Origin of the sequence: Cellulomonas sp. KRMCY2 (assembly GCF_000526515.1) — a bacterium.
Lineage (GTDB): Bacteria > Actinomycetota > Actinomycetes > Actinomycetales > Cellulomonadaceae > Actinotalea.
The window spans coordinates 250017-270560 of the sequence record NZ_JAGF01000001.1; the positions used below are offsets into that span (position 1 = coordinate 250017).

A 20544-nucleotide genomic window follows, 5' to 3' on the forward strand; every position below is an offset into this window, starting at 1 on the left:
GTGCAGCTGATCTTCGAACGGTTCGCCCGTGGTGACTCCCTCCGCTCCATCGCTGCCCTCCTGACAGCGAGCGACGTTCCCACGCGAACTGCGCAACGTGCAGCCCTCAAAGAAGAAGGAGAAGGAGGGGAGCGAGTGACGGTCGGGCCGGGACGGTGGAACGTTTCCTCGGTGGTCTCCATCCTCCGCAACCCCAGGTACGCCGGCCTCGTCGTCTACCAAGGGAAGCTCACCGGGACGCGGGGCACGTGGACACCGCTGGTGACCGAGGACGCGTGGCACCTCGTGCAGAACACCCTCGATGACCCTCGCCGGAAGTCGAACCGTGCTGGTACCGATCGGAAGCACATCGGGTCGGGCCTGTACCTGTGTGCCGAGTGCTTGCGGCCCATCCAGGCGTGGTCTGGTGACCGGTACCGGTGCGTTCCCTGCTCGATGGCCCGCTCCGCCGGTCCCATCGACCAGTTGGTCCTCGGACTGGTCGCAGCTCGTCTCGCACAACCTGACATCGTCGAGCTCCTCGCACCCACCATCGACGAGGACACGGTTCGCACCCTCGACTATCAGGCCCGCGTCCTGCGAGACAAGATCGCCGTGATCGAAGCCCAGTTCGACGACGACGAGATCGACCTACCCCGCTACAAGTCCAAGAAGGGGAAGAGGGTCGCCGAACTCCAGGAAGTCGAACGCCAGCGGCTGGCGCTCGCGGGCAACAGTGCCGCGTCCCACCTCCTCCGTCATGGCGACCCCGCAGCGGCGTTCCTCGGCGAGACACTCATGGTCCAGAGGGCTGTGATCGACGCTCTGGTCGAGATCCTGCTGGTGCGTCAGCCGAGAGGCTCGCGAACGTTCAGGCCAGAGAGCGTCATTCCGACGTGGCGTCGCAGCGAGGTGGCTACGCGGCCACGTCTGAGCGTCGTACCGGCTTCCTAACCGCGACGCTCGGAGAGAGCAGAGCCTGCAACTGCCGGCCTTGCTCGACGGTGAGCGGTGGAGCGTCGGCGACCATCCGCGCGATGTACTCGGCGATGGGGTCTGCAGGCACGACGACGGCGAGGGCCGCGGTCCGCTCATCGGGGCTGCAGGAGGTCATGTCACTACGATGGCATCCCGTCTATACGCTCCTGGTGGCCGCGAGCAGGGCTGATCGGTCAAGTCGACTCGAATTGGACACCGCTAGCACGTAGACGTACTGCTCCGAGGGTGGAATGTGACGAGCATCACCCAGCACGGCTGACTAGACGACCCCGAAAGGGCGGCGACTCCCCCGGAGGCCGGTCGCGTCAGTCCGCCTCGGCCTCGAGCGCGTCGAGCGTGAACCACCCCGCCCAACCGGCCCTCCCCCGCTACGGTCAGGGCATGCCCCGGATCGTGGTTCCCGTCCTGCTCGTCCTCGTCGGGGCACTCACGGGGTGCGCAGCCGACGCACCCACGAGCGCTGAGGGGGACACAGATACGGCCGTGGTGTCGAGCGAGTGCGGGCCGTCCACCGACCCGGCAGTGCTGACGGCCGTGACCCTCACCGACGACGCTGACGGCCTGGCAATCGCTTGGGCCACCGCTGGCACTGCCAGTCGGGAGACCGTCCTGTGGTCTGTCGTCGTCCAGGACGCGGCCTACGAAGCCGCGTACCAGATCGGCGTGAAGGTCACCGGCGGTGCGACCACCGCCTTCGTCTTCGACCAGCTCGACTACACCCAGGAGAACCTGACCGCGTCCCCCGAGATCACGGACGGTGGGGCGGCCGTGGTCGTGCCGTGGGAGGCGCTCCCCGGCCTCGAGACGGGGACCATCGAGTGGCGCGGAGCCCTCAACGTCGACGGAACCGACGTGGCCGTCTGCCCGCTGCCCGGCGATGACCTACTCGACCCAGCGAAGGCCGCACTCGACCGCGAGTAGGGCATGCGCCGGCCGAGCGGAGCCTCCCGGGCCACCACTCCCCCGGTGGGTTGTACGGGGCTGTACGGGGGCGGGGGGCACCGCGCCGACCACGCGAACGACAGCCGGCCGGGGTGCAGAGCAGGTGGGTCTCTGACCGCGACCAAACCCAAGCGCGTCGCAATGTGACGTCCCCGCGCGGGTCAGACCGCCTCGGTACGCTCCACCCGTGAGCCCCGGACGTCGCGCCGCTGATGGATGACCGGTCCGATCCGGACCAGGCCGGACTCTCGCCCCAGGAGCGCATCACAAGGTACCTTGTGCTCGGTGGGGGCGGTGACCCGTGGCGGTTCCTGATCCTTCCGAGTGCCTACCGGCACCGAGTGGGAGACGACGACATGATCCACGCCGTCACGCACTACCTGAAACTCTTCGACGCCGGTGAAGGGATGACGATGGTCCTCGGCCAAGCTTCGAATGCCCAGCTCCTCGAGGTGGGCATCGTGGTCTGGCACGGCGACCTCGCCATCGTCCACGCCATGCCAGCCCGCACGCAGTTCCTAAGCTTCCTGAGGTGAGGTGACCACCATGCCGCGATCCCTTGACGACCTGCTCAACCAGGCCGATGACCTCGCCGCCCGCTTCGAGGCGTACGAGCCGACGGCCGGTGACCTCGGCACGGTTGATCCAGTCACCGCGCTCCGCCTCGCCGCCCTACGACGCGCAGAAGCTGAACGAGAGCTCGCCTACGTCGTCGAGCGCGCCCGGAAACAGTCGCTCGCGTGGCAGCAGATCGGCGCCGCCATCGGCACCACCGGGGAAGCCGCACGGCAGAAGTACACACGGGTCTCCGAGGGCAGGTTGGGCCGGCACATCCAGGAAAGGAAGGGACGCCGGGTCACCGAGTCATCGGCGGAACCGCGCGTCCGCCAACCGGCACCCCCATCCGCCTGACACCCCTCCCCGCCACCGTGGGGCACCCACGGTGGCGGCCTGCCACTCGGCCTGTCGTGGGCTCCCAGGGGGTCGTACGGGGCTGTCCGGGGGTGCCGGCGTGGGCCGTGGGGAGCACGCGCGCTCCCCGCCGACGTTTCGCATTGACGCACGGCATCTTGCGCCTAGGCGAAACGTCCGGAGCCGGGCCGTGGGGGTCCGTCACGTGCGAGCGTGGGGGCTCGGAATCCGGACCCCCTCAGAGTCAGGGGGGTTCGGATTCCGGACCCCCTTAACGTGAGGGGGTTCGGAATCCGAGGGGGCAGGGGTCACTGCCCGCCCAGGAGGCCCGTGGCGCGCGCGCCGGGGTCTTGTTGCGCCTTACGCGACGTACTCCTCACCGAACATCTCCGCCATCTCGCGATAGCTTGCCTGCAGGCGCGCCTCCTGGGCGGTTAGGCGGGCCTGCGAAGGCCCGGTAAGGGGGGTGTCCTCGTCGAACTCGGCGTCCTGGATGTCGTCCTCCGGGTCCTCGGTGTACTCGGCCTCCGGGTCCTTGGTGTACTCGGCCGCCGGGTCCTTGGTGTACTCGGCCCACGGGGCCTGGTTGCCGTCCTGGAACGCCCCGACCGTAGGAGCAGGAGCGGGCGTGGGTGTCTCTGCGCGGGCTGCTGCGGACGCGGCGGTCGCCCGTGCGTGGATCTTGCCCATCGCCTCGGCGTAGCCCGCAGGGTGCTCCGGGCCGGGCTGGTACGGGGCCGGGTCCGGCGAGAGGGAGGCGTCAATGAGCGCGTCCAGGGCGGCACCCTCATCGGCGGTGCCGCGAGCGGCGTCGTACGCGGCCACAGCTTCCTTCTCCGCGATCGCCGCGGCGCGCTTGGCCGTGCGCGTCTCCTTCTTGAGGTGGTCGGCGGGAGAGCACAGCTCGTCGGGGATGAGCAGCTTCTTCACGTCTGAGGGGCGGGTGATCGCCACCGCGTCGAGCCATCCGCCGAAGACACCGGCGGTGACCTCTGCGGGTGTCCACCCGGCATCGGTCAGGACCTTGAAGCACGCCTTGGCAACGATCCGGTTCTGCGCCTGTCCACGGCCCGCCCAGTACGTCCGGAGCGCCTCGAGCGCCAGATCGGTGTCCGACTCGGCCGGCACGGGTGCCACCTCAGGCTCCCCCCACCCGGCATCGGTCATGCCGGCCGGTAGTGCAGGGCTGACGCTGACCACCAGGACGCGGGCAGGTGCACCCTTGGTGTCGCTGAACCACGCGCCCAGCATCGCGGGGATCGCCATCGCCACCGTGTCGGCGGGCGCGGTGGCCTGGGCCTGCCAGCCACGCATGATCGTCGGGGTTTCGCGGCGCCACAGCTCGACCAGGGCGTCGACGACCTGAGCGGCGGTCGTCTCGGCCGTGACCGTCAGGTCGCCGGCTGTCGCGGGCCACTGCGCCCGGTGGCCGTGCAGGTGCACGATCGCCGCCCGGCGGGTGTGCTGCAGCATCGGGTCGGCCCGGTGGGGCAGAACGACGCGAGTCAGGGAGGGCCCGTAGCCGCCCGGAACGGTCCGCTCGAGCAGAGGAACGACCAGCAGGGGGCGGAGGCGCTTCGTGACGGCGTCACGGTTGATCTCGAACCACCCGCCCATCACCTCGAGGCTGAACTGGCGAGTGAGCCGCGTCTCGTGGATCGCGAGGACATTCTCGGCGGAACGGTCGTTGGTGACGCCGGTCCACTCGGTTTCGAACTCGTTGATCTCATCACAAATGCGCTCGTAGAGCAGGTAGGCGGCCTTGGGGAGAGAGGCGACGACGCTGCCCTTGATCGCGCGCTGCTGCCGCGCGTAGCGCACTAGGTGCTTTCCCATCGTGGTACCCTTCTGTTGGAGCTTGGATGACGACGCCCCCGCCACGACTTTCGCGAGTCGTGAACCAGCGGGGGTGTCGTCGTATGTCAGTGGCTTGTGGTCTGGTGGGCGCCGGCGTGGGCGCGACCCTCGCGGATCAGGGCGTAGACGCGCTGGTGCGACGTTTCGAGGGCCGCACCGAGGGCGTAGGTGCTGTACCCGCCGGTGCGGTAGACCCGCTCGACGGTCAGGGCGTACGCGGCTCGCGCGGCCGTCAGGGCCGCCTCAGCGTCTACGCGCCCGTCGAGCGCAGCCTCGAGCTCGGTGATGTGGTCGTCCGTGACGACCTGCTGCTTCGCCATGATGGCTCCTTGATCGGTTCGGGCTGTCGTATAGACACTACGTCACAGCTCCGACAACTTCTACGGCGAGGTAGCAGTCCGGTTATTGTGACGTGCGTCACACTGGCAGTCGAGCGAGGAAAACCCCCGGCTGAACGGCGGGCGCAGCGCCGCAACCCGTCCCGATCCTGGCGAACAGCCAATGTATGCCCAGGGATACATTGGCCTAGCGTGCCTTAAGAGCAGTGCCGCTCGGCTTGGTCTTCCTCACGCTCAAGAGCGAGCAAGGATGAAATGGCATCAGCTGGCTGCCCGCGCGCCGGCGAAGCGCAGCGCCGCCGGGAACACTCACTCACCTCCGTACTGGTTACCTTCACTGCAACATACTTACGGGTATCCCTGGGCATACATAGATGTATGCCCAGGGATACATTGATGTATGCTCAGGGATACATTGCCTCACCGGAGGGGGTGTCACCGGTGACACCCCCTGTCTGCGCTCAACGCAGAGGGGGGCAACAGATCCTGTGGCCCACCCCCTACCCACCCTCGGGCCTCAGGTGCCTGGTGGCCGGCGGTGCGTGACGTAGCGGACCTGGGCGTCCGGGGCGCTGTCGACATAGCCGCGCATTGCCTCCTCGACAACGTCCGTGACCGTCCGGCCCCCCTCCAGCGCGGCTTTTGCCCGAACGCGCATCAATAGCCTCGCCGGTAGCCGCATCGCCGTCATGACACGCAAATCGGGCGCCGGTAGTTCGTCGGGCGGTGCGAGAGATGAGAGCTTGCGGCCGTGGCCCTGCTGGATACGGCCGACCCGGCGGGCGTGCGCCAGTGCTTCATGGTCGCTGATCGGCCTGCCGCTCGCCCGGCGCTCCGGGCTGAAGAGAGCGCCGGTGTCGTCCTCGGGTGGGGGTGCGGTGGCCGACATGCCGGAAGCGTACAACGTGTAGACGCGCGGGCGATAGATTCCCAGGTGGGCGGCCATATGCGCCTAGACGCCGCCAGCCCCGTAGAGCCCCCAGGACGGCTTGGGGGCACCGGTGGGGCCGTGGTGCGCGCTACGGCCCGCAGCGGACGCCGGGCGGGCCGTGGTGGGGCATAAGGAAGGGGACCAGACGCAGTGTCTGGTCCCCTTCGGTGGCGCCGGGTCGGTCAGGCGGCCTTGGGGACCTTCCGGGCGGTCTTCGCGGTCTCTTCCCGGATGGTCTTGCTGATCGCCTTGACCATCAGCGCCCTCGTTGGCCGCGACCCGTTGTCCTCGAGGTACCGCTCGGCGCGAGCGTCGACCTGCAGGGCGATCCGCATCGCTGCCTTCGCCGTGGTGATCCCTTCCCTTGTTGCCCAGGCACCCAGCGCCTCGGACCATCCGTCGATGATCTGCTCGGCGAGCGGTTCGACCCACACCCGGCGGGCGAGGGTCGCCTTGACCTTCGCGGCCATTGCCGCCCGAACCTCGGCTGTCCTGTTCGGACCGGTGCGCCACTCCGCGGACCAGTCCGTCTGTCCGCGCTGCTCGGTCTGGCCGAGGCCCATCGGGTGGTGGTTCGGCCACATCGCCCACGCGGCTTCGACGGTCAGAGTGGAGAGCTCGGGGGCAACTGCCGGGCCGGGCTGGGCCGCCGACGTCCGGAAGCGCAGGTCCGCGGTGATCCCGACGCCGTCGACCAGGTCAGGCATGAACCGGTAGAACATCCCTGGCAGGACGCCCGGATCGCCGGGGTACTGGGCTTCCCTTCCCCTGAGGGCCACCCTCATCCGCTTGCGGGTCGTCGTGTGGTAGATATGCCACGCCTGCCACCGGGAAGAGTCGCGCCGGCCGTTGTTGGCCCGGATGGCCATCTGGATCCGCTCCGCGGACTTCGGGCTGATTTCCGCTTCGACGACGACCTCCTGCCCGCCCGGCAGGACGACGCCCAGGTCTGGCTGGTGGGCGAGGGTCTGCCGCCGCCCCCCGGTGAGCCGGACCCACAGGTCCATGCTCATCACATCCCGGGTGACCACGGCCGTCCAGTACGGCTCGCTGGACGGGGTGAACGTCGACTCCCGCTCCGAGGCGATGATCTGCCGTTCCCAGGCGATCTGCGCGCCGTACATGCGGTACCAGATCGCCAAGTCGACCATTGCGAGGCTGTGGTCGAGGGTCCCACCCTTCGGCGGGCCGGTCATCAAGCCGAGCTGGACGACCGCCCCGGACCCGGCAACCTCCACCGGTCCCAGGTGCGCCCGTGCCCGGCCGGTCAGGCCGTACACGATGGTCGGTGACGGCACCGGCAGCGCCGACCCCTCGACCGTCAGCCGGGGCACCGCGGGGTATTTCCGGATCACCCCGGCCCGGCCCATGACCCCGAGGCGCTTCGCGACGTGCGGCCCAGATGCGGCCGTCCACGCGACGATCTGGTGGGCGCGCGCATGCCCGGCGTTGAGGAGGAAGGCCATGATCGCCACGTCGAGAGCGATCGGGCAGTAGGGGGGCGGCTTGGTTGACATGGTCACTACCTCCGAGCTTGAACCACGTCGGCGTGCCCGGCGTCTAGACACGAATCTACGTGGTCGCGACCACCGCCGAAAGGGCAACTGCGGCGCCAACCTCAACATTTCGTAGCCCCCGCCTGGTGCCAGACCTTCGTCCCAGCATCCTGACCTGCGCGAACACCCGATTTGTCCCCCATGCGGCCTCGTCCCGCACACCCCCTTTATTGGTGGTTAGGGGCGGGGATGTCTGGACCGTGCTGGGTGGTGGCGTCTTGGTGGTGTTGACGTGGGGGGTGACCTTCGGCCTCGGTCAGTGCGATCTGTCTCTCTGTCCCGGTCCGTGCTTCCCGAACGTGCTGTGCCGCACTGTGCTGTCCGGCTGGTCGGTCCGGGTCGGTCGCCCACGGCGGGACCACTGCCGTCGCTGCGCTCCGTCACTGGCCGCAGCCGTGGGCTCCCTTCTGCTGGGTGGTCCGGTCGCCGACGGTCGAACCACTGGCCCTCGCTGCGCTCGGTCCACTGGCCGCGCCCGCCAGCTCCCTACTTGGGGGTGGTCGGGTTGGGCGGTAGATAGCGCTGGCTGGGGTAGAGCAACAGTCCGTAACCGTGGCTGGGGTGACCGCTGTCGTGCCGTCACGGAGCGGACCAGTTTGGTCGGTCCGGTCGGGGGCGCACACGGTCGTGGCCGGGCCGGACGGGGCGGTGACCCGAGGGTGGGTGCGCTGTGGCCGGCCGAGTGCGATTCGGTGCGTTCACGCATGGCTGAGCCACGCGACGGGGTTGGCATTGCGCGCCGCACTACCCGCCCTACCGAAGCGGCAGCACACGTCACCGCGAAGAACCAGCCATGTGGTTGCGACCCACCCTCTACGAGCAGGGCAGACGACCGGGGGCACGCGCCCCGGCGCGTAGCCAACGGGCGACGCCCGCGACCGCACCAAGAAGACCAAGGAGGGTGGGCCACAGCACGGGGTCACTCGGCCTACGAGCGAGATGAGCGCGAACGACTGGCCCCCCAGGGGCCAGATCGGGCGAGCGAAACTCGCGCTGGTGACCACCCTTAGCCTTGGCCGGGACCACACCAATGCGGCGACAGCTTCGCGCGGGGTGGGCTGGTCAGCTGCCGAAGGACCAAGAGAGCACGGGGTGGTGGATGGGTTCGTTGCGCTGCGTCCGATCCGGTCACCGGCGGGCAGCACCCGATGAGGTACTTGGTCTTCCGCCGAAGAACGAGAACCGGAACGGGAGGTGGGCACCCTCCCGGCGGCGGCGGTTCGGGCCGTTCCGATCCGCGGCGAACCACGGTTCGGTGGGGCTGGGGGGCCACCGGTGGGCGGGGGTTGTCCACCCTGCCGCTCCCGCTCGCCGTGCGCTCCGATCCCCGGCCGGGGCGGGGCCGGCGGCAACCCCCTCGGAAACCCTGTCGATGGTGCCAACGACAGGGTATCGTCTAGACATGGACCTTGACACCAGCGCGACCACCCCCGCCTCCGACCCCACCTCCGAGCAGGCCAGAGCTGACCTCCGGGAGCCCTTTGCCCGGCTGGTCACCGTCGCCGACCTCGCCGGACGCTTCGGGTGCGCGCAGTCGACCATTAGGGCCGCCACACGTGGGCCTAGGCCGTGGGTGCCCGCCCCCGACTACATCGCCGGGAGGACCGGTTTTTGGCTCCCTGAGGCGGTCGCTGGGATCGTGCGCCCCCGGCCTGGTCGCCCCCGGCGGGTCGTCGTCGAGGCTGTCGAGGCCGACCAGCCCGCCAAGGTCATCCCCGAAGCTGTGGCTCCGATGTCCGCGCTCGCGGGGGCCTTCGCCGGCCGGTCTTAGGCCGGATGCCCACCACCGTCGGGGACACCGAAACGGTCCTCGGCGGTGGTGGGGCGGGGTCGCAGGTTGGTCCGTGGTTCGTGCCGCCCCTGTTCGCCGCGAACCGCCCCGCTGAACCGCCACCCCGGTTCGCACCGAGCTGCCCCACGAACCGGGGTGGTTCGCAGTGAACCACCCCACAGAGCTGCCCCGCTGCCCCACGAACCGGTCCATGAACCGCCCCGCTGAACCGGTCCTGGTTCGCGGTGAACCGGTCCGGCCGAACCACCTGAACCGCCCTGGTGGTTCGCAGTGAACCGGTCTGGTCGAACCGCGCCGCTGAACCGCGAACCGGTCCGCGAACCGCCCCGGCCGAACCGGGCACAGCAACGGCCCCCCACCGGGAAGGTGAGGGGCCGTGTGCGTACCAGTGGGGGTCACTCGGGAGCGTCCTCCGGCGTCGGCGGCTTCCGCTCCGGCCGGTACCCCGGCCCGAAGTTGGGGTTGCCCAGGGGGCGGGGAACGGCCTCGATTCCCTCGAGGTCGGAGGTGAGCCAGACCCACCTGCCGGCGAGCTTCGTCGGCTTGGGCACGTAGGGGCGCTCGTGGGAGAGGTGCTGGTAGAGGGTCCGCCGCGAGATCCCCAACCGCGCGGCGAGGGTGGCGGCGTCGGTGTAGGCGCTCGGCGGCGGCGAGGTCGGTGCTGGTTCGCTCATGGCCCAAGTCTACGTGCATCTACAGACGCATTGGCGTAGAAGTTGTCTGGAGTACCGTCTAGACTAGGGCTACTGCACCAGCGAACGACACTTAGGGGCGACGTGACCAGCACCGCCCGGCCCGCCTGGGGGATCAACCCCGAGGCCCCCGCCTACCGGCTCGTTGTCGTCGCGCTGGTCGCAAGCCTGTTCGCCTCGGCGTTCGCTCTCTCGGCCTCCGCGCTGGTCGACGTCGCCGGCTGGGCGAACGTCCACCCCGGCCTCGAGTGGCTCATGGCCGTGACAGTCGACGCAGGCATCCTCATCGGGACCGCGATGGCCCTGCACGAGCGGCAGCGCGGGACCGTCGGCCGGGTCCGTGCCCTGTGGGTCGCCGTCGCCAGCCTGACCCTGATCTCCGCCGTCCTGAACGCCGCGCACGCCCTTGACGGCCCCGCTGCGGGCTGGCAGGAGATCGTCGGCGCTGCCTACGCCGCGATCCCCCCGCTTCTCGTGTGGTGGGCCACGCACCTGCTCGCGTGGGTCGCGACGTCGACGCCTGCCGAGATCGCCGCCCAGGAAGCCGCCCACGCCGCAGCCGTTGAAGCCCAGCACGTCGAGCACGCCCACCGGGCGAAGGAACGCCGTGCTGCGGACCGCTCCCGCGCCGCCCAGGAACGCCAGGACGTCGCTGCCGGGCAGATCGACGCCGCCCGTCGGGCCGCCCAGGTGGCCGCCGAGGTCGCCCGCCTCGAAGCCGAAACCGTTGCCGCTCGGGGCCTCGCTCGCCTCGAAGCCGAAGCGAAGGTCGCCGGCCGCCGCACCGCCGCCGAGGCAGCCCTCCGCGAGGCTGGCGTGGCAGTGGATGCCCCCGCGCAGGCCACCACAGCCCGCCCGGCCACCCCTGCCGCCCCCGTTCTCCCTCTGGTGGCTCGCACCCCTGTGGTCGCCCCGGTCGCCGTAGGGGCTTCTGCCGAAGAGGCCGCGGTTGCTGAGCTCCGTGCCGAGGGCCTGTCCGAGCGGGCGATCGCCGAGCGTCTCGGGCTCGGGAAGTCACGGGTCCACAGGATCCTCGCCGACCGCACCGCTACGGGGGAGGTCGCCGCCGCCTGAACCGCTTCACCGCCCCACCCACCACCCTGGGGGCACGTCTAGACATCAACGTACGATCGGTCCTCAAAGGTGGGAGAAGCATCATGATCAGCAAGATTCGCACCGGCCTCCGCAGCCGCTACCGCGCCGAACCCCGCGACGGGGGAAACTCGCTCGTTGAGCTCCTCGTCGCGATGGGTCTGGCGGTGCTCCTCGGCGCAATCGGCGTGGGGGCGATGAACCTCATCAACCGGACGATGGTCGAGCACACGGAACGGGTCGAGCAGTGGGCCGGCCTGCGGAACGCATCCGGTCAGCTCACCCGCGACGTCGACGAGGCCGTCAGCATCCGGATTGCTGAACCTCAGAGGCTGACGGTCGCAGTGGTCAGGCTCGGGGTCTGCAACCTCCGCGAGTACGTCGCCGACCCGGTCGCTGGCACCCTGACCGTCGCCACGGTCTTCTTCGCGCAGGAAGCGTGCGAGGGGCCCTCTGAGCGCTCCGAGAAGGTCCTCGTCTCCGCCCGGTACACCCAGACGGCAACGTTCTCCTACCTGGCGGAAACGCTCCGGACGATCGATCTTCCGATCACGGATTTCCGGGCTATCGCACTCGTCCGATGGTCGCTGGTCGCCGACCCGTACTCGACCCGGACCGACGCCCTTCCTCTCGAAATGTCCACCGCTGCGGCCTTCGACGGGGTCGGGGAGACACCCGGGACCGACGAGCCGTTCGTTCACGCCACCGCACCTCTGCTTGAGATCGTCACGGTCGTGCCCGGCCGGGACCACCCGGTCCTGAGGTGGACCGACTTGTCACCGACCGCCACGACCATGTGGACGGTCTACCGCGCGATGCAGCCTGAAGTTGCTGGCGACTTGGCGATCCCCGCGTGGACTCCGATCGCCCCGTGGACTCCGATCATGAACGTCCCCAAGGACCCCAACTCCGACATCTACACCTGGACGGACCTCGGAGTCCCGGACGGGTACGTCGCGATCTATCTCGTGGCGGTGCGGACGATCCACAACCAGTCGGGTCCGGAGTCGAACGTAGTCGTGGCCGGCAAGCGCCCCGCCGCACCGACCACAGTGACCGCAACCGGTGCACCCACAACGATCGCCGTGACCTGGTCGGATGTGATCGGTGCGACCTCCTACGACGTCTACCGCGACGACGCCCTCGTTGCGACCCTCGGTGACGTCCTGACCTGGACGGACCCCCTGACGTACGGGCACTCCCACACCTACCGGGTGGTGGCTGTCAACCGGTTCGAGCAGAAGCTGAGCACCGGTAGCGAAGACGGTCGCATCCCGATCGGCTCAGGGGTCACCGCGGCGTCCACGTTCGTTGGTGGGGCCCGTATCCTGTCCGCCGCGATGGTCTCCGCGGGGGCGTTCACCGCACCAGCCGCACTCACCCTGACTGCGACCCCGAACGACTCCTGGCAGAACGTCGTGACCCGCACGTACGCCCCATGGGTTGGTGCCGGGCCAACCTCGAAGGCTGGTGTCAGCCGGGATCGCGGGTGGGTCACCGAGGGCCGAACCCTCGCGGGGACGTTCAGCGCCCTGTGGGGTGAGACGGCTGCGGCCACCCAGACGCACACGTCACGCCCCGGTGGCCGGTACGCCTACTACCAGGCGCAGGCATGCAACGCGTCGGGCTGCTCACCGTGGTCTGGTACGTCGTTCGCCCTGCAACGCCCAGCGACCCCCACGTGCACTACTGGGGCGATCAGCACCCGCGGGATGACCGTGACCGTCAACCCCGCCGCCACTGACGCGGGCACGAACGCGTTCTCGACCACTGGTGGGGTGGGTGCACCGACCGGTACCGGGGTTCAGGCGGCGGCGCCGTTCGTCATCGACCAGCTCACCCACGGGACCGGGAACACGTTCACGGTCAAGACCGAGAACACGACCGGGTGGTCCGACCCGGCCACGTGCGCAGGCACAACCCTGACCTTGGGGGTTGGAATCACCTCGGCGTCCTCAACGACCCGGTCGATCACCGCGTCCATGGCTACCGCGAATGGGAACGCGTCATCCCTGACCCTCGAGTTCGTCCGGTCCGACGCCAACGTCACAACCTCCACGTGGGACCCACTCACGCACGGAACCGACTTCCTGGTGACCGCCCGCAACTCTGACGGGTGGAACGACGTGGCCGTGCAGATTTCAGCGTCCACGCAGACCTTGACGGCGGCGGCACCCAGCTGCTCGCTCTCTGGCGGCGGGGAAGCACCGGGTGGCTGGGCCACGATCAACGCCTCCGGTGGCACCGGGGACTACGAATACTCCCCCGCCCACTACCGCACCGGCCTGAACGCCGGTACGTACACCGGGTCGGCGCGGACCCGGAACACTGACGGTTGGAACACCGTCTACTCCGGCTGGGTGGGCTGCGGGTCCGTGACTGTCACCCCACCGCCACCCCCGGTGATCCCGGCCGGGTACACGACCACGTTCCCCTCCGGATGCACCGGCGGCGGAACGGTCAGCCCCGGCTCCCTGGAAGGCACGTGGCTGAGCAACTTCTCCGCGAACTACTTCAAGCCGTCACCGTTCATCCTCAACTACAAGGTCAACTCCTACGACGGTGACGGCAAGCCGATCAGCGCCTCCTGGGGGATCAACGCTGAGAAGAAGGTAGACAGCCAGCCCGACTGGACTGGCGGGATCTGGACGTGCGAGGGGCAGGTCGGAGTCTGACCCGCCCATAGAGAAGGCCCCGGAGCACACGCTCCGGGGCCTTCCCTATGTCGCTCAGCTGGCGAGGACCACGATCTCGTAGATCGCCGGGTCGGGCTGCGCGTCGATGCGGGCCTGTGCGATGGCAGTGGCGCCCTCGATGGTGTCCGCGTTGCCCCCTGGGGCGCGCAGCTCGGTCGCGCTCGTGACGACCGCATACAGAACCTTCTCGATGGTTCCGTCCTGCCCGTACTGACCACCGGCCACGACGAACACCAGGCGCTTGCCCGCTTCTGCGGCCCGCTCGCCGGTGCCCAAGAGGGAGGCCGTCCGCGCCTCCCGGGTGGCGTCGTCCGGAGCAGCTGTTGCTCCATAGCCACTCGCCGCTGCCTCGTCGAGGATGACCTGCGGGGCCGGTGCGGCCGGGTCGATGACGACCAGCTCACCAGTGGCCGTGGTGTAGACGCCCAGGCCGGCTGCCTCAGCTGCGGCGACCTCAGCGTCGGTGATGACCGCGCCGACAGCCGGTGCGGCAACGACCGGCACCTCGGGGGCGACGGTCGCCTCGACGGGGGCCGGCTCGAGGGCGGTCGCCTCGGCGCGCGGGGTGGGTGCCTCGGCCTCGGTCGGCGAGCACCCGGTCAGGGCGAGCGCGAGGCCGGCACCGAGCGCGAGAGCTGCGGCGAACCGTGCGGTGCGGCTGGTGTTCATGGCGTTCTCCCTGTCTTGTGAGCCGAACATGTGTTCGACCTTCTACTACTATCGTACGCGTACGCCCATACGGTTACCAGACCTAGAACCGTGCGGCCGATGTTTGGACAGTCCGCGTGCTCAGAAGGCCCCCGGAGCGCCCCACGGCCCTCTCATCGGCATCCCAGCCGCACGCAGTGAGCCCCCTCGCCCCCGCCGCCCGCCGCCGCGCCGGTTACAGGTCTGGTAACCCGTCCGGGCGTACGCGTACGATGGTGCTCATGGACCCGGACCTGACATTCGACATCCCCGCCGCGGACCGAGCTCTCGCCGAGCTGGTCGCCCGGGCCACAAGCATCCCCGATGCCCGCGAACGGTCCTTGGTCCTCGAGCACATCCTGCGCCGGCTGACCGGTCCCAGCGCCGGGATCATGCTCGCGCTCCGTACCAGCCTCAGCGTCACCCTGCGCGGGCGCCTCGAAGCTGGCGAGACACTCACTCAGATCGCAGCGGCTGACGGCATCGCGAAGCCGAAGGTGCACCTTCTGGTCCACCGTGACGACGCATTGACCCCCGTCGCCCGCCAGGCCCGTGCGGACGCGGCCGAAGCTCGCCGTCTCGCCGCGCTCCCAGCCCGGCAGGCAGCAGCCGCCGCCCGGCAAGCAGAACGCCGCGCCACCCGTGCGGCCGCAAGAGCAGCCCAGGCAGCACAGCGCGCGACCGCTGGTGCGGCGTGGCTTGCCCGTCTCGAGGCCGGCGAACCCCTGACCGCCCTCGCAGCCGAAGCCGGCATGACGCGTCAGGGCCTCACCGTCCTGGTCACCGCCGCTCGCCACGCACGACCGTGAGCCCTGCCTAGGGCTTCGCTGACCCGCTGGGATGACCGTCACGACACCCGCCTCCACCACGGGGGCGGGTGTCTTTACGTCACCAGGCGGCCCGTTCCTCGATGGTCGGCGCGCAGATACCGCTGACCTCCGCGTGTGTGCTACACGACAGTATTTTTGGCGCCTGTTTGAGCCGCCACTGTCTAGACGTTTGCGGGCAGACTGGGAGCATGAGCAGCCACGAGCGGACACCAGCGGACACCAACGACCCGGAGCGCCTGTCGGTGGCCGGGGCAGCACGGCTGACCTCCCTATCGACGCGCACCCTTCGCCGGGCGATCCAGGCCGGGCACCTGCCCGCGAGCCGGCCCACCCCCAGGCGTGTGCTCATCCGCCCTGCCGACCTGAGCGCATGGCTCGACACTCCCTCAGCCCGATGACCCGGCCCCGCACGACCAGCGCACGGAAGGACGTGGCAACCATGACCGCACCCGCCCAGGCCCCAGCCCCCGCTCGCCGGTGGTGGCAGCGGCGAGCGATCACCGCGTCGCTCACGGCAGTCCTCGTCGGCAGCGCACTGATCGTCGGCGCCCTCGCTGGTGCTCAGCCGGCCGCCGCCGGGCCGTGCGACCCGAACCAGACCTTGGCGCCGATCGCGGGCACGGGCACCGCCGGGGTGACCAACCAGCTCCTGGATGTGGATGGGTACGCGGTCGTCACTTCTGCTGGTGGGCGCGAGGGCTACCCCGCTGGCCTGGGGCTGACTTTCAGCTCGTTCGGCCTGACCCCGTGCGGGGATGCTTTGCAGAGTGGGGCGGTCGGCACCGCCAAGGTCTTGTGGGATGTTTTCGCCCTCCTCCCGTTGCGCTTCCTTGGTCTGATCCTCGATTTCTCACTCGGCGGGTCGCTCGCTGAAACGCTCTTGGGCTTCGCGCAGGGCCTGGTGACGGCCCTCCAGCAGCACGTTTTCGTCGCCTGGGCGCCGCTGGTGATCACCCTCGCGCTGATCACGGTCATCCTCGGGATCGCCCGCGGCCGAGGACAGAAGGGCTGGGGTGATCTGGCGTGGATGCTGATCGTCATCGCGATCGCGGGCATTTTCGCCACCCCCACGGGGATCGGGCTCGCTCAGACCGCGAACCGCGCGACCGCACAGCTGACCCGCTGTGCCGCCCTCGCACCCTCGGGCGGGTGCGAATCCGGGTCAATCTCCGACTCCGTCCTGGAGGTGTTGGTCGGCGACACGTGGGCCGCGGGGGTTCTTGGTGAGCTCGGCGCGCAGCCAGCACCGTCGAGCCTGCACTTCACCGCCGACGGGGGCGTGCCGGATATTTCCCAGGCGTGGGATGTGACAGTCCCGGTCCAGGCGATCCCGGCGCGGGTCGAGAACCAGCCCACTTGGGGTGAGGTGTGGCGGTGGACCGGGGCGTACACCGCCGCTGAGTCCTCGAGGATCTTGTCCGCCCCGGACGCGCGGTGCTCAATCTCCGGGAGCTCGCCGGAGACCATCGACATTTCGAACCCCGACTTTGCCGACCTCGAGAAGGGGGAGCTCTGCAGCTACAAGTGGGTCGTCCGTACGGCGATGCTTTCCGAGCTGGCGACCAGCTTCCCCGACAGCTACCAGGACGCCCGCGGAGCGACCAGCTCGGGCATGACGGCCTCCCTTACCGCGCTCGGGCTGATCCCCGCGATGGTCGGCGTCGCGGCCCTCGGCATCGCCGTCTTGATGGCCGAGATCGAACTGATCCTGCTCATCGTCATCTCGCCAGTCGTCGCGCTGTTCGCCCTCAAGGACGTCGCCACTGGCCGGCGGTGGGCCGAGAAGGTCGTGGCGACGATCATCAGGAGGATCACCACCGGCGTGGTCCTGGGCCTCGTCATCTTCATGCTCGCCGCCCTGCAGCAGCTGGTCGCCGGCACCCTGGTCGGTGCGCCCGCCGGTGCCCCGGTCGTGCCAGTGCTGCTCCGGCCGTTGGCGGTCGGTCTGCTCGGTGTCGTGGTCGCGATCGCGGGGTTCAAGCTCGCCGGGCAGGTCCGGGATATGGCACTGTCCGCTGCGGGTCTCCCTGAGGGTGACGGTCACGGCGACAAGGCGACGGGCGCAGCCAAGCAGCTCGGCCTGGGCGCGGTCGCCGCTGGTGTTGGTGCGGCGACTGCGGGTAAGGGTGCGCACTTTGCCGGGGCGGGGAAGGCCCTCCTGCACAACGGCGGCGGGCACTCCCTCCGGTCGGCGGTCAGGACCGGAGTACACGCGGGTCGTGGTGCTTCCCGTGGCCCGGTCGCCAAGGCAACCCCCGGCGACGCCGGGGACAGCGGCGATAGCGGCGGCTTCAGCCGGGCACCCGGCGGGGAGGCGTTCGACCAGGACCCTCAAGGACACGTCGATGCTGGCCGTCGGACCAGCGACGCGTGGGCGAAGGTCATGGAGGTCCCGCAGCTGGCGGAGGCGCGTGCGGCGTCCCTGCGGGCGGCGGCAGCCCAACTCGCCGCGGCGAAGGCCGAGCTCACGGTCGCGGAGGCCCGACAGGTTGCCGCCCGTGACGCAGGTCAGGTCGCTGCGACGGCCCGCGTTGAGCAGCTCGTCGCGCAGGGCGTCGAACCTGCTGCGGCGGCCTGGCAGGCGGACGCCGAGCTGAGCGAGCGCCTCGCACCGACCATCCAGCTGGTGGCCGCCGCCCAGGAGCGAGTCGGTGCCGCGAACGTGCGGGTTGCTGCCGCGGAGCAGGGTGACGGTACAGCCCTGGCGGAAGCGGTCCGGGACGCGATCGTCGCCGGTCAGTCCGCTGACGAGGTCGCAGCCCGCCACGGCCTGGACGGTGACGCCAGGGTTGCCCTTCGGGGCTTCGAGGACGCGCGAAGGTTCGAGCTCCGCATGGCCTACCCATCGGACTACTGACGTGGGCGCCATCCTCGGGCGGCTGGCGCTCCAGCTCGCCGCCCAAGCGCTGCAGACCAAGAAGGGGCGGGCGGTGATCGCCGGGGCCGCCGCCCTGGTGTTGCTGCTCCCGCTCGCCCTGATCCTCGGGGTGGCGACGATCAGCACGGCCGCCGCACAGGATGCCTCGACCCTCGCCATCCAGGAGGAGGAAGCGATCACGGGCCGGTGCTTCGCTGACCCGGTCGCAACCGAGCAGGACGCGACACTCTGGGCGGACCTGACCGTCGCCCAGCAGGAAGCTGCGACCACAATCGTCGGGGTCGTGCGGTCTGCGACGGTCGTGCCCGGTGGGGCTGACGATCTGACCGCCCGGCAGGCGGCGGTCGTGGCGATCGCGGCATCCATGCAGGAGTCCCGCCTGACGAACCTGGGCGGCGGCGACCAGGACTCCCTCGGTCTGTTCCAGCAGCGCCCCTCAATGGGGTGGGGGACGACGGAACAGCTCGGCGATCCGATCTACGCCACGACGGCATTCCTCTACGGCGCGACCACCAACCCCGGCCTCGTCGATGTGCCCGGCTGGCCGACCCTCTCGCTGACGATCGCAGCCCAGGCCGTCCAAAGGTCCGGGTACCCGGCCGCATATGCGCAATGGCAGGGCTTCGCCCAGGACGTGGTCGACGAGCTGTGGGCGACCACCCCGCTCGCCGGGGTCCACCCAGCCTTGGACCGCCCCGACCTGGGTGACGCGACCACGGCGATCCTCCGGCCGGTGACCTTGGAGATCCGGGGCGGTGACGCCGGGTGCGAGCTCGTCGGGGTCGACGCCCCCACAACCACCTGGGACGGGGTCTACCGGAAGCCTGTCGAGTGGGGCGGGTACGCCAACGGGCATATTCCACCGGCCGCCATGTGCATCATCCCGTGGGCACCGACGCACCTGGCGCGCTGCGACGCGGTCACCGCCCTGACCCAGCTCAACGAGCTGTACAAGGCCGACCACGGCGGCCAGCCCCTGGGAATCAGTTCGTCCTACCGGAACTTTGACCGGCAGGTCGAGCTCAAGCGGCAGCTGGGATACCTCGCCGCCGAGGCCGGCAAGTCGAACCACGGCCTGGGCATGGCCCTAGACCTCATCGGGTTCGGTGGGGTCGGCGACTACACCAAGCCGAACTACCTGTGGATGATGGCCAACGCCCCCGCCTTCGGGTGGGTTTCGCCCCCGTGGACGTTGCCGGGCGTCCAGGGCCCAGACGAGCCGTGGCACTGGGAGTTCATGGGCTCACCCGAGCCGCCACCGGTCGTCGCCCCCACCCCGTAGTCGCCCGCTCCACCGCTGGAATCGCACCCGAAGGAGACCGATCATGACCATGACCGCAACCGCAACCATGACCGAACCGTCTGCCACCCAGACGGTCGCCTGGTGCATCCTCACGGGTGCCCCGGTCCCGGCCGAGGGCCTGACCGCCGTCCAGGTCGCCGTGGTGGGCCGGTGGGTCAGGTGGGGGCAGTACGCCGCCGCCGCCCTCGCTGCCTACGTGGCGGCCGTCGCCCTGATCTGACCCTCCGCCCCTGGTCGACCCGAAGCCCCGCTGCTCAGCCGGCGGGGCTTCGTTGTAAAGGGTCAGGGTGTGTCGTGCTTGAGTGCGCGGGCGATCGTTTCGTGGTGGACGCCGGCAGCACGAGCGATGAACGCCCGCGCACCCCACCCCCCGCCACGTTCGGTGTGGACCTGGTGAACGGTCGCGACCCACTGGTCACGCGCGGCGGATGGGGTCCACCGAGTAGGTCGCCGTCCACCCGCAGCGGCCGTGTACTCCACCCATGCCGCTGCGACGAGCTCAGCGTGGGCGAGATCGCGGCGCGCCGCTGTGACCGCCGGGGTGGTCATCAGTCGTTCTCGGCGGTGAGGTCGTGCCGCTCCATCGCGGCGCTGAGCTCGTCGGCCGTGACGATCTGCACCCAGCGGGCGCTACCCGACTGGTCGTACCGGACCTCGAAGCAGTCGTTGACGATCTCGTCGTAGTCGAAGCTCTCGGCGTAGTCACCGGCCATGGTCCGCAGGCCGTCCACGACCTGCCCGCGGTCCTGGTGGACCTCGCCCTGACCGCTGTCCGTGACGTATGCCTCCCACGTGGTCCACGTGACCCCGTCGCCGGTGTGGTCGGAGAGCTCCTCGCCGATGGTGTAACCCGAGTACTCGGCATAGGGGTCGGCGAGGGCCGCCAGGGCGTCGGTGCTGTCGGCCTCGACCGTGGGGAGTGCAATCTCGGCGACGGTTTCCGTCGAGGTCTCGATGGTGAGGGTGCGGGCGATGATCTCGCCCTCGTCGTTGGTGACGGTGATGATCTTGACGGCCGCGGGTGCACTCATTGGACTGCCCTTCATGGATCGGATGCTGC

General features: G+C 69.8%; 19 protein-coding genes. 12 read left to right on the plus strand and 7 right to left on the minus strand.

Annotated features, from left to right (window positions below; translation table 11 throughout):
• From K415_RS24440 to K415_RS0101300, 4 genes are all read left to right on the plus strand, one after another.
• Positions 1–933: a recombinase family protein gene (locus tag K415_RS24440; RefSeq protein WP_231494795.1), complete on the plus strand. Its 933-nt coding sequence runs from the start codon at positions 1–3 to the stop codon at positions 931–933.
• A 426-nt stretch (positions 934–1359) separates the two neighbouring features.
• A complete protein-coding gene (locus K415_RS0101290) occupies positions 1360–1899 on the plus strand; it encodes a hypothetical protein (protein WP_024285315.1) in 540 nt (179 codons plus the stop codon).
• A gap of 233 nt (positions 1900–2132) precedes the next feature.
• Positions 2133–2456 (plus strand): hypothetical protein, encoded by a 324-nt coding sequence (locus tag K415_RS24445; protein WP_024285316.1) that lies wholly within the window; start codon positions 2133–2135, stop codon positions 2454–2456.
• A 1-nt stretch (position 2457) separates the two neighbouring features.
• Positions 2458–2832, plus strand: a complete 375-nt coding sequence (locus K415_RS0101300; RefSeq protein ID WP_197024622.1) for a hypothetical protein — start codon at positions 2458–2460, stop codon at positions 2830–2832.
• Positions 2833–3192: 360 nt separating this feature from the next.
• Here K415_RS0101300 and K415_RS0101305 read toward each other — a convergent pair whose 3' ends face one another.
• From K415_RS0101305 to K415_RS0101320, 4 genes are all read right to left on the minus strand, one after another.
• On the minus strand, positions 3193–4668 hold the full coding sequence (locus K415_RS0101305) for a hypothetical protein (RefSeq protein ID WP_155859313.1): 1476 nt from the start codon (positions 4666–4668) through the stop codon (positions 3193–3195).
• Positions 4669–4754: 86 nt separating this feature from the next.
• A complete protein-coding gene (locus tag K415_RS0101310) occupies positions 4755–5009 on the minus strand; it encodes a hypothetical protein (protein WP_024285319.1) in 255 nt (84 codons plus the stop codon).
• A 535-nt stretch (positions 5010–5544) separates the two neighbouring features.
• Positions 5545–5916 (minus strand): hypothetical protein, encoded by a 372-nt coding sequence (locus K415_RS0101315; protein ID WP_034660959.1) that lies wholly within the window; start codon positions 5914–5916, stop codon positions 5545–5547.
• Positions 5917–6140: 224 nt separating this feature from the next.
• Positions 6141–7475 (minus strand): hypothetical protein, encoded by a 1335-nt coding sequence (locus K415_RS0101320; protein ID WP_024285321.1) that lies wholly within the window; start codon positions 7473–7475, stop codon positions 6141–6143.
• A gap of 1441 nt (positions 7476–8916) precedes the next feature.
• Between K415_RS0101320 and K415_RS0101325 the strand changes: the two genes are divergently transcribed.
• Positions 8917–9285 (plus strand): hypothetical protein, encoded by a 369-nt coding sequence (locus K415_RS0101325; RefSeq protein ID WP_024285322.1) that lies wholly within the window; start codon positions 8917–8919, stop codon positions 9283–9285.
• A 416-nt stretch (positions 9286–9701) separates the two neighbouring features.
• Here the strand turns inward: K415_RS0101325 and K415_RS0101330 are convergent, their stop codons facing one another.
• Positions 9702–9980, minus strand: coding sequence for an AlpA family transcriptional regulator (locus tag K415_RS0101330; protein ID WP_024285323.1), 279 nt, complete (start codon positions 9978–9980; stop codon positions 9702–9704).
• Positions 9981–10082: 102 nt separating this feature from the next.
• Between K415_RS0101330 and K415_RS0101335 the strand changes: the two genes are divergently transcribed.
• Both K415_RS0101335 and K415_RS0101340 read left to right on the plus strand, forming a co-directional pair.
• Positions 10083–11072, plus strand: a complete 990-nt coding sequence (locus K415_RS0101335) for a hypothetical protein (RefSeq protein ID WP_024285324.1) — start codon at positions 10083–10085, stop codon at positions 11070–11072.
• Between the two features lie 83 nt (positions 11073–11155).
• Positions 11156–13765 carry a hypothetical protein gene (locus K415_RS0101340; protein WP_024285325.1) on the plus strand — a complete coding sequence of 870 codons (2610 nt, stop codon included), beginning with the start codon at positions 11156–11158 and terminating at the stop codon, positions 13763–13765.
• Positions 13766–13819: 54 nt separating this feature from the next.
• Here the strand turns inward: K415_RS0101340 and K415_RS0101345 are convergent, their stop codons facing one another.
• Positions 13820–14455, minus strand: coding sequence for a hypothetical protein (locus K415_RS0101345; protein ID WP_024285326.1), 636 nt, complete (start codon positions 14453–14455; stop codon positions 13820–13822).
• 260 nt (positions 14456–14715) lie between these two features.
• On the opposite strand from K415_RS0101345, the gene K415_RS0101350 reads away from it, so the two are divergent.
• From K415_RS0101350 to K415_RS0101375, 5 genes are all read left to right on the plus strand, one after another.
• Positions 14716–15282 carry a hypothetical protein gene (locus K415_RS0101350; protein ID WP_034660962.1) on the plus strand — a complete coding sequence of 189 codons (567 nt, stop codon included), beginning with the start codon at positions 14716–14718 and terminating at the stop codon, positions 15280–15282.
• Between the two features lie 209 nt (positions 15283–15491).
• The gene (locus K415_RS23220) at positions 15492–15701 is read left to right on the plus strand and encodes a helix-turn-helix domain-containing protein (protein ID WP_197024624.1); all 210 of its coding nucleotides are present in this window, start codon (positions 15492–15494) and stop codon (positions 15699–15701) included.
• A 41-nt stretch (positions 15702–15742) separates the two neighbouring features.
• The gene (locus K415_RS0101355; RefSeq protein ID WP_024285328.1) at positions 15743–18160 is read left to right on the plus strand and encodes a hypothetical protein; all 2418 of its coding nucleotides are present in this window, start codon (positions 15743–15745) and stop codon (positions 18158–18160) included.
• Position 18161: 1 nt separating this feature from the next.
• On the plus strand, positions 18162–19463 hold the full coding sequence (locus tag K415_RS22390) for a M15 family metallopeptidase (protein WP_051480365.1): 1302 nt from the start codon (positions 18162–18164) through the stop codon (positions 19461–19463).
• Positions 19464–19506: 43 nt separating this feature from the next.
• The gene (locus tag K415_RS0101375) at positions 19507–19704 is read left to right on the plus strand and encodes a hypothetical protein (RefSeq protein WP_024285329.1); all 198 of its coding nucleotides are present in this window, start codon (positions 19507–19509) and stop codon (positions 19702–19704) included.
• Positions 19705–20032: 328 nt separating this feature from the next.
• On the opposite strand, the gene K415_RS0101385 is transcribed toward K415_RS0101375, so the two are convergent.
• A complete protein-coding gene (locus tag K415_RS0101385; protein ID WP_155859314.1) occupies positions 20033–20530 on the minus strand; it encodes a hypothetical protein in 498 nt (165 codons plus the stop codon).
• Positions 20531–20544: the final 14 nt, after the last annotated feature.

What these genes read in the sequence shown, in the direction of transcription:
- K415_RS0101350 (WP_034660962.1), top strand. Translation starts at nt 14,716, where the DNA reads ATGGACCCGGACCTGACATTCGACATCCCCGCCGCGGACCGAGCTCTC.
- K415_RS0101330 (WP_024285323.1), bottom strand. Translation starts at nt 9,980, where the DNA reads ATGAGCGAACCAGCACCGACCTCGCCGCCGCCGAGCGCCTACACCGAC.
- K415_RS0101345 (WP_024285326.1), bottom strand. Translation starts at nt 14,455, where the DNA reads ATGAACACCAGCCGCACCGCACGGTTCGCCGCAGCTCTCGCGCTCGGT.
- K415_RS0101310 (WP_024285319.1), bottom strand. Translation starts at nt 5,009, where the DNA reads ATGGCGAAGCAGCAGGTCGTCACGGACGACCACATCACCGAGCTCGAG.
- K415_RS0101385 (WP_155859314.1), bottom strand. Translation starts at nt 20,530, where the DNA reads ATGAAGGGCAGTCCAATGAGTGCACCCGCGGCCGTCAAGATCATCACC.
- K415_RS0101355 (WP_024285328.1), top strand. Translation starts at nt 15,743, where the DNA reads ATGACCGCACCCGCCCAGGCCCCAGCCCCCGCTCGCCGGTGGTGGCAG.
- K415_RS0101375 (WP_024285329.1), top strand. Translation starts at nt 19,507, where the DNA reads ATGACCATGACCGCAACCGCAACCATGACCGAACCGTCTGCCACCCAG.
- K415_RS0101325 (WP_024285322.1), top strand. Translation starts at nt 8,917, where the DNA reads ATGGACCTTGACACCAGCGCGACCACCCCCGCCTCCGACCCCACCTCC.
- K415_RS24445 (WP_024285316.1), top strand. Translation starts at nt 2,133, where the DNA reads ATGGATGACCGGTCCGATCCGGACCAGGCCGGACTCTCGCCCCAGGAG.
- K415_RS0101290 (WP_024285315.1), top strand. Translation starts at nt 1,360, where the DNA reads ATGCCCCGGATCGTGGTTCCCGTCCTGCTCGTCCTCGTCGGGGCACTC.
- K415_RS23220 (WP_197024624.1), top strand. Translation starts at nt 15,492, where the DNA reads ATGAGCAGCCACGAGCGGACACCAGCGGACACCAACGACCCGGAGCGC.
- K415_RS0101320 (WP_024285321.1), bottom strand. Translation starts at nt 7,475, where the DNA reads ATGTCAACCAAGCCGCCCCCCTACTGCCCGATCGCTCTCGACGTGGCG.
- K415_RS0101340 (WP_024285325.1), top strand. Translation starts at nt 11,156, where the DNA reads ATGATCAGCAAGATTCGCACCGGCCTCCGCAGCCGCTACCGCGCCGAA.
- K415_RS0101315 (WP_034660959.1), bottom strand. Translation starts at nt 5,916, where the DNA reads ATGTCGGCCACCGCACCCCCACCCGAGGACGACACCGGCGCTCTCTTC.
- K415_RS0101305 (WP_155859313.1), bottom strand. Translation starts at nt 4,668, where the DNA reads ATGGGAAAGCACCTAGTGCGCTACGCGCGGCAGCAGCGCGCGATCAAG.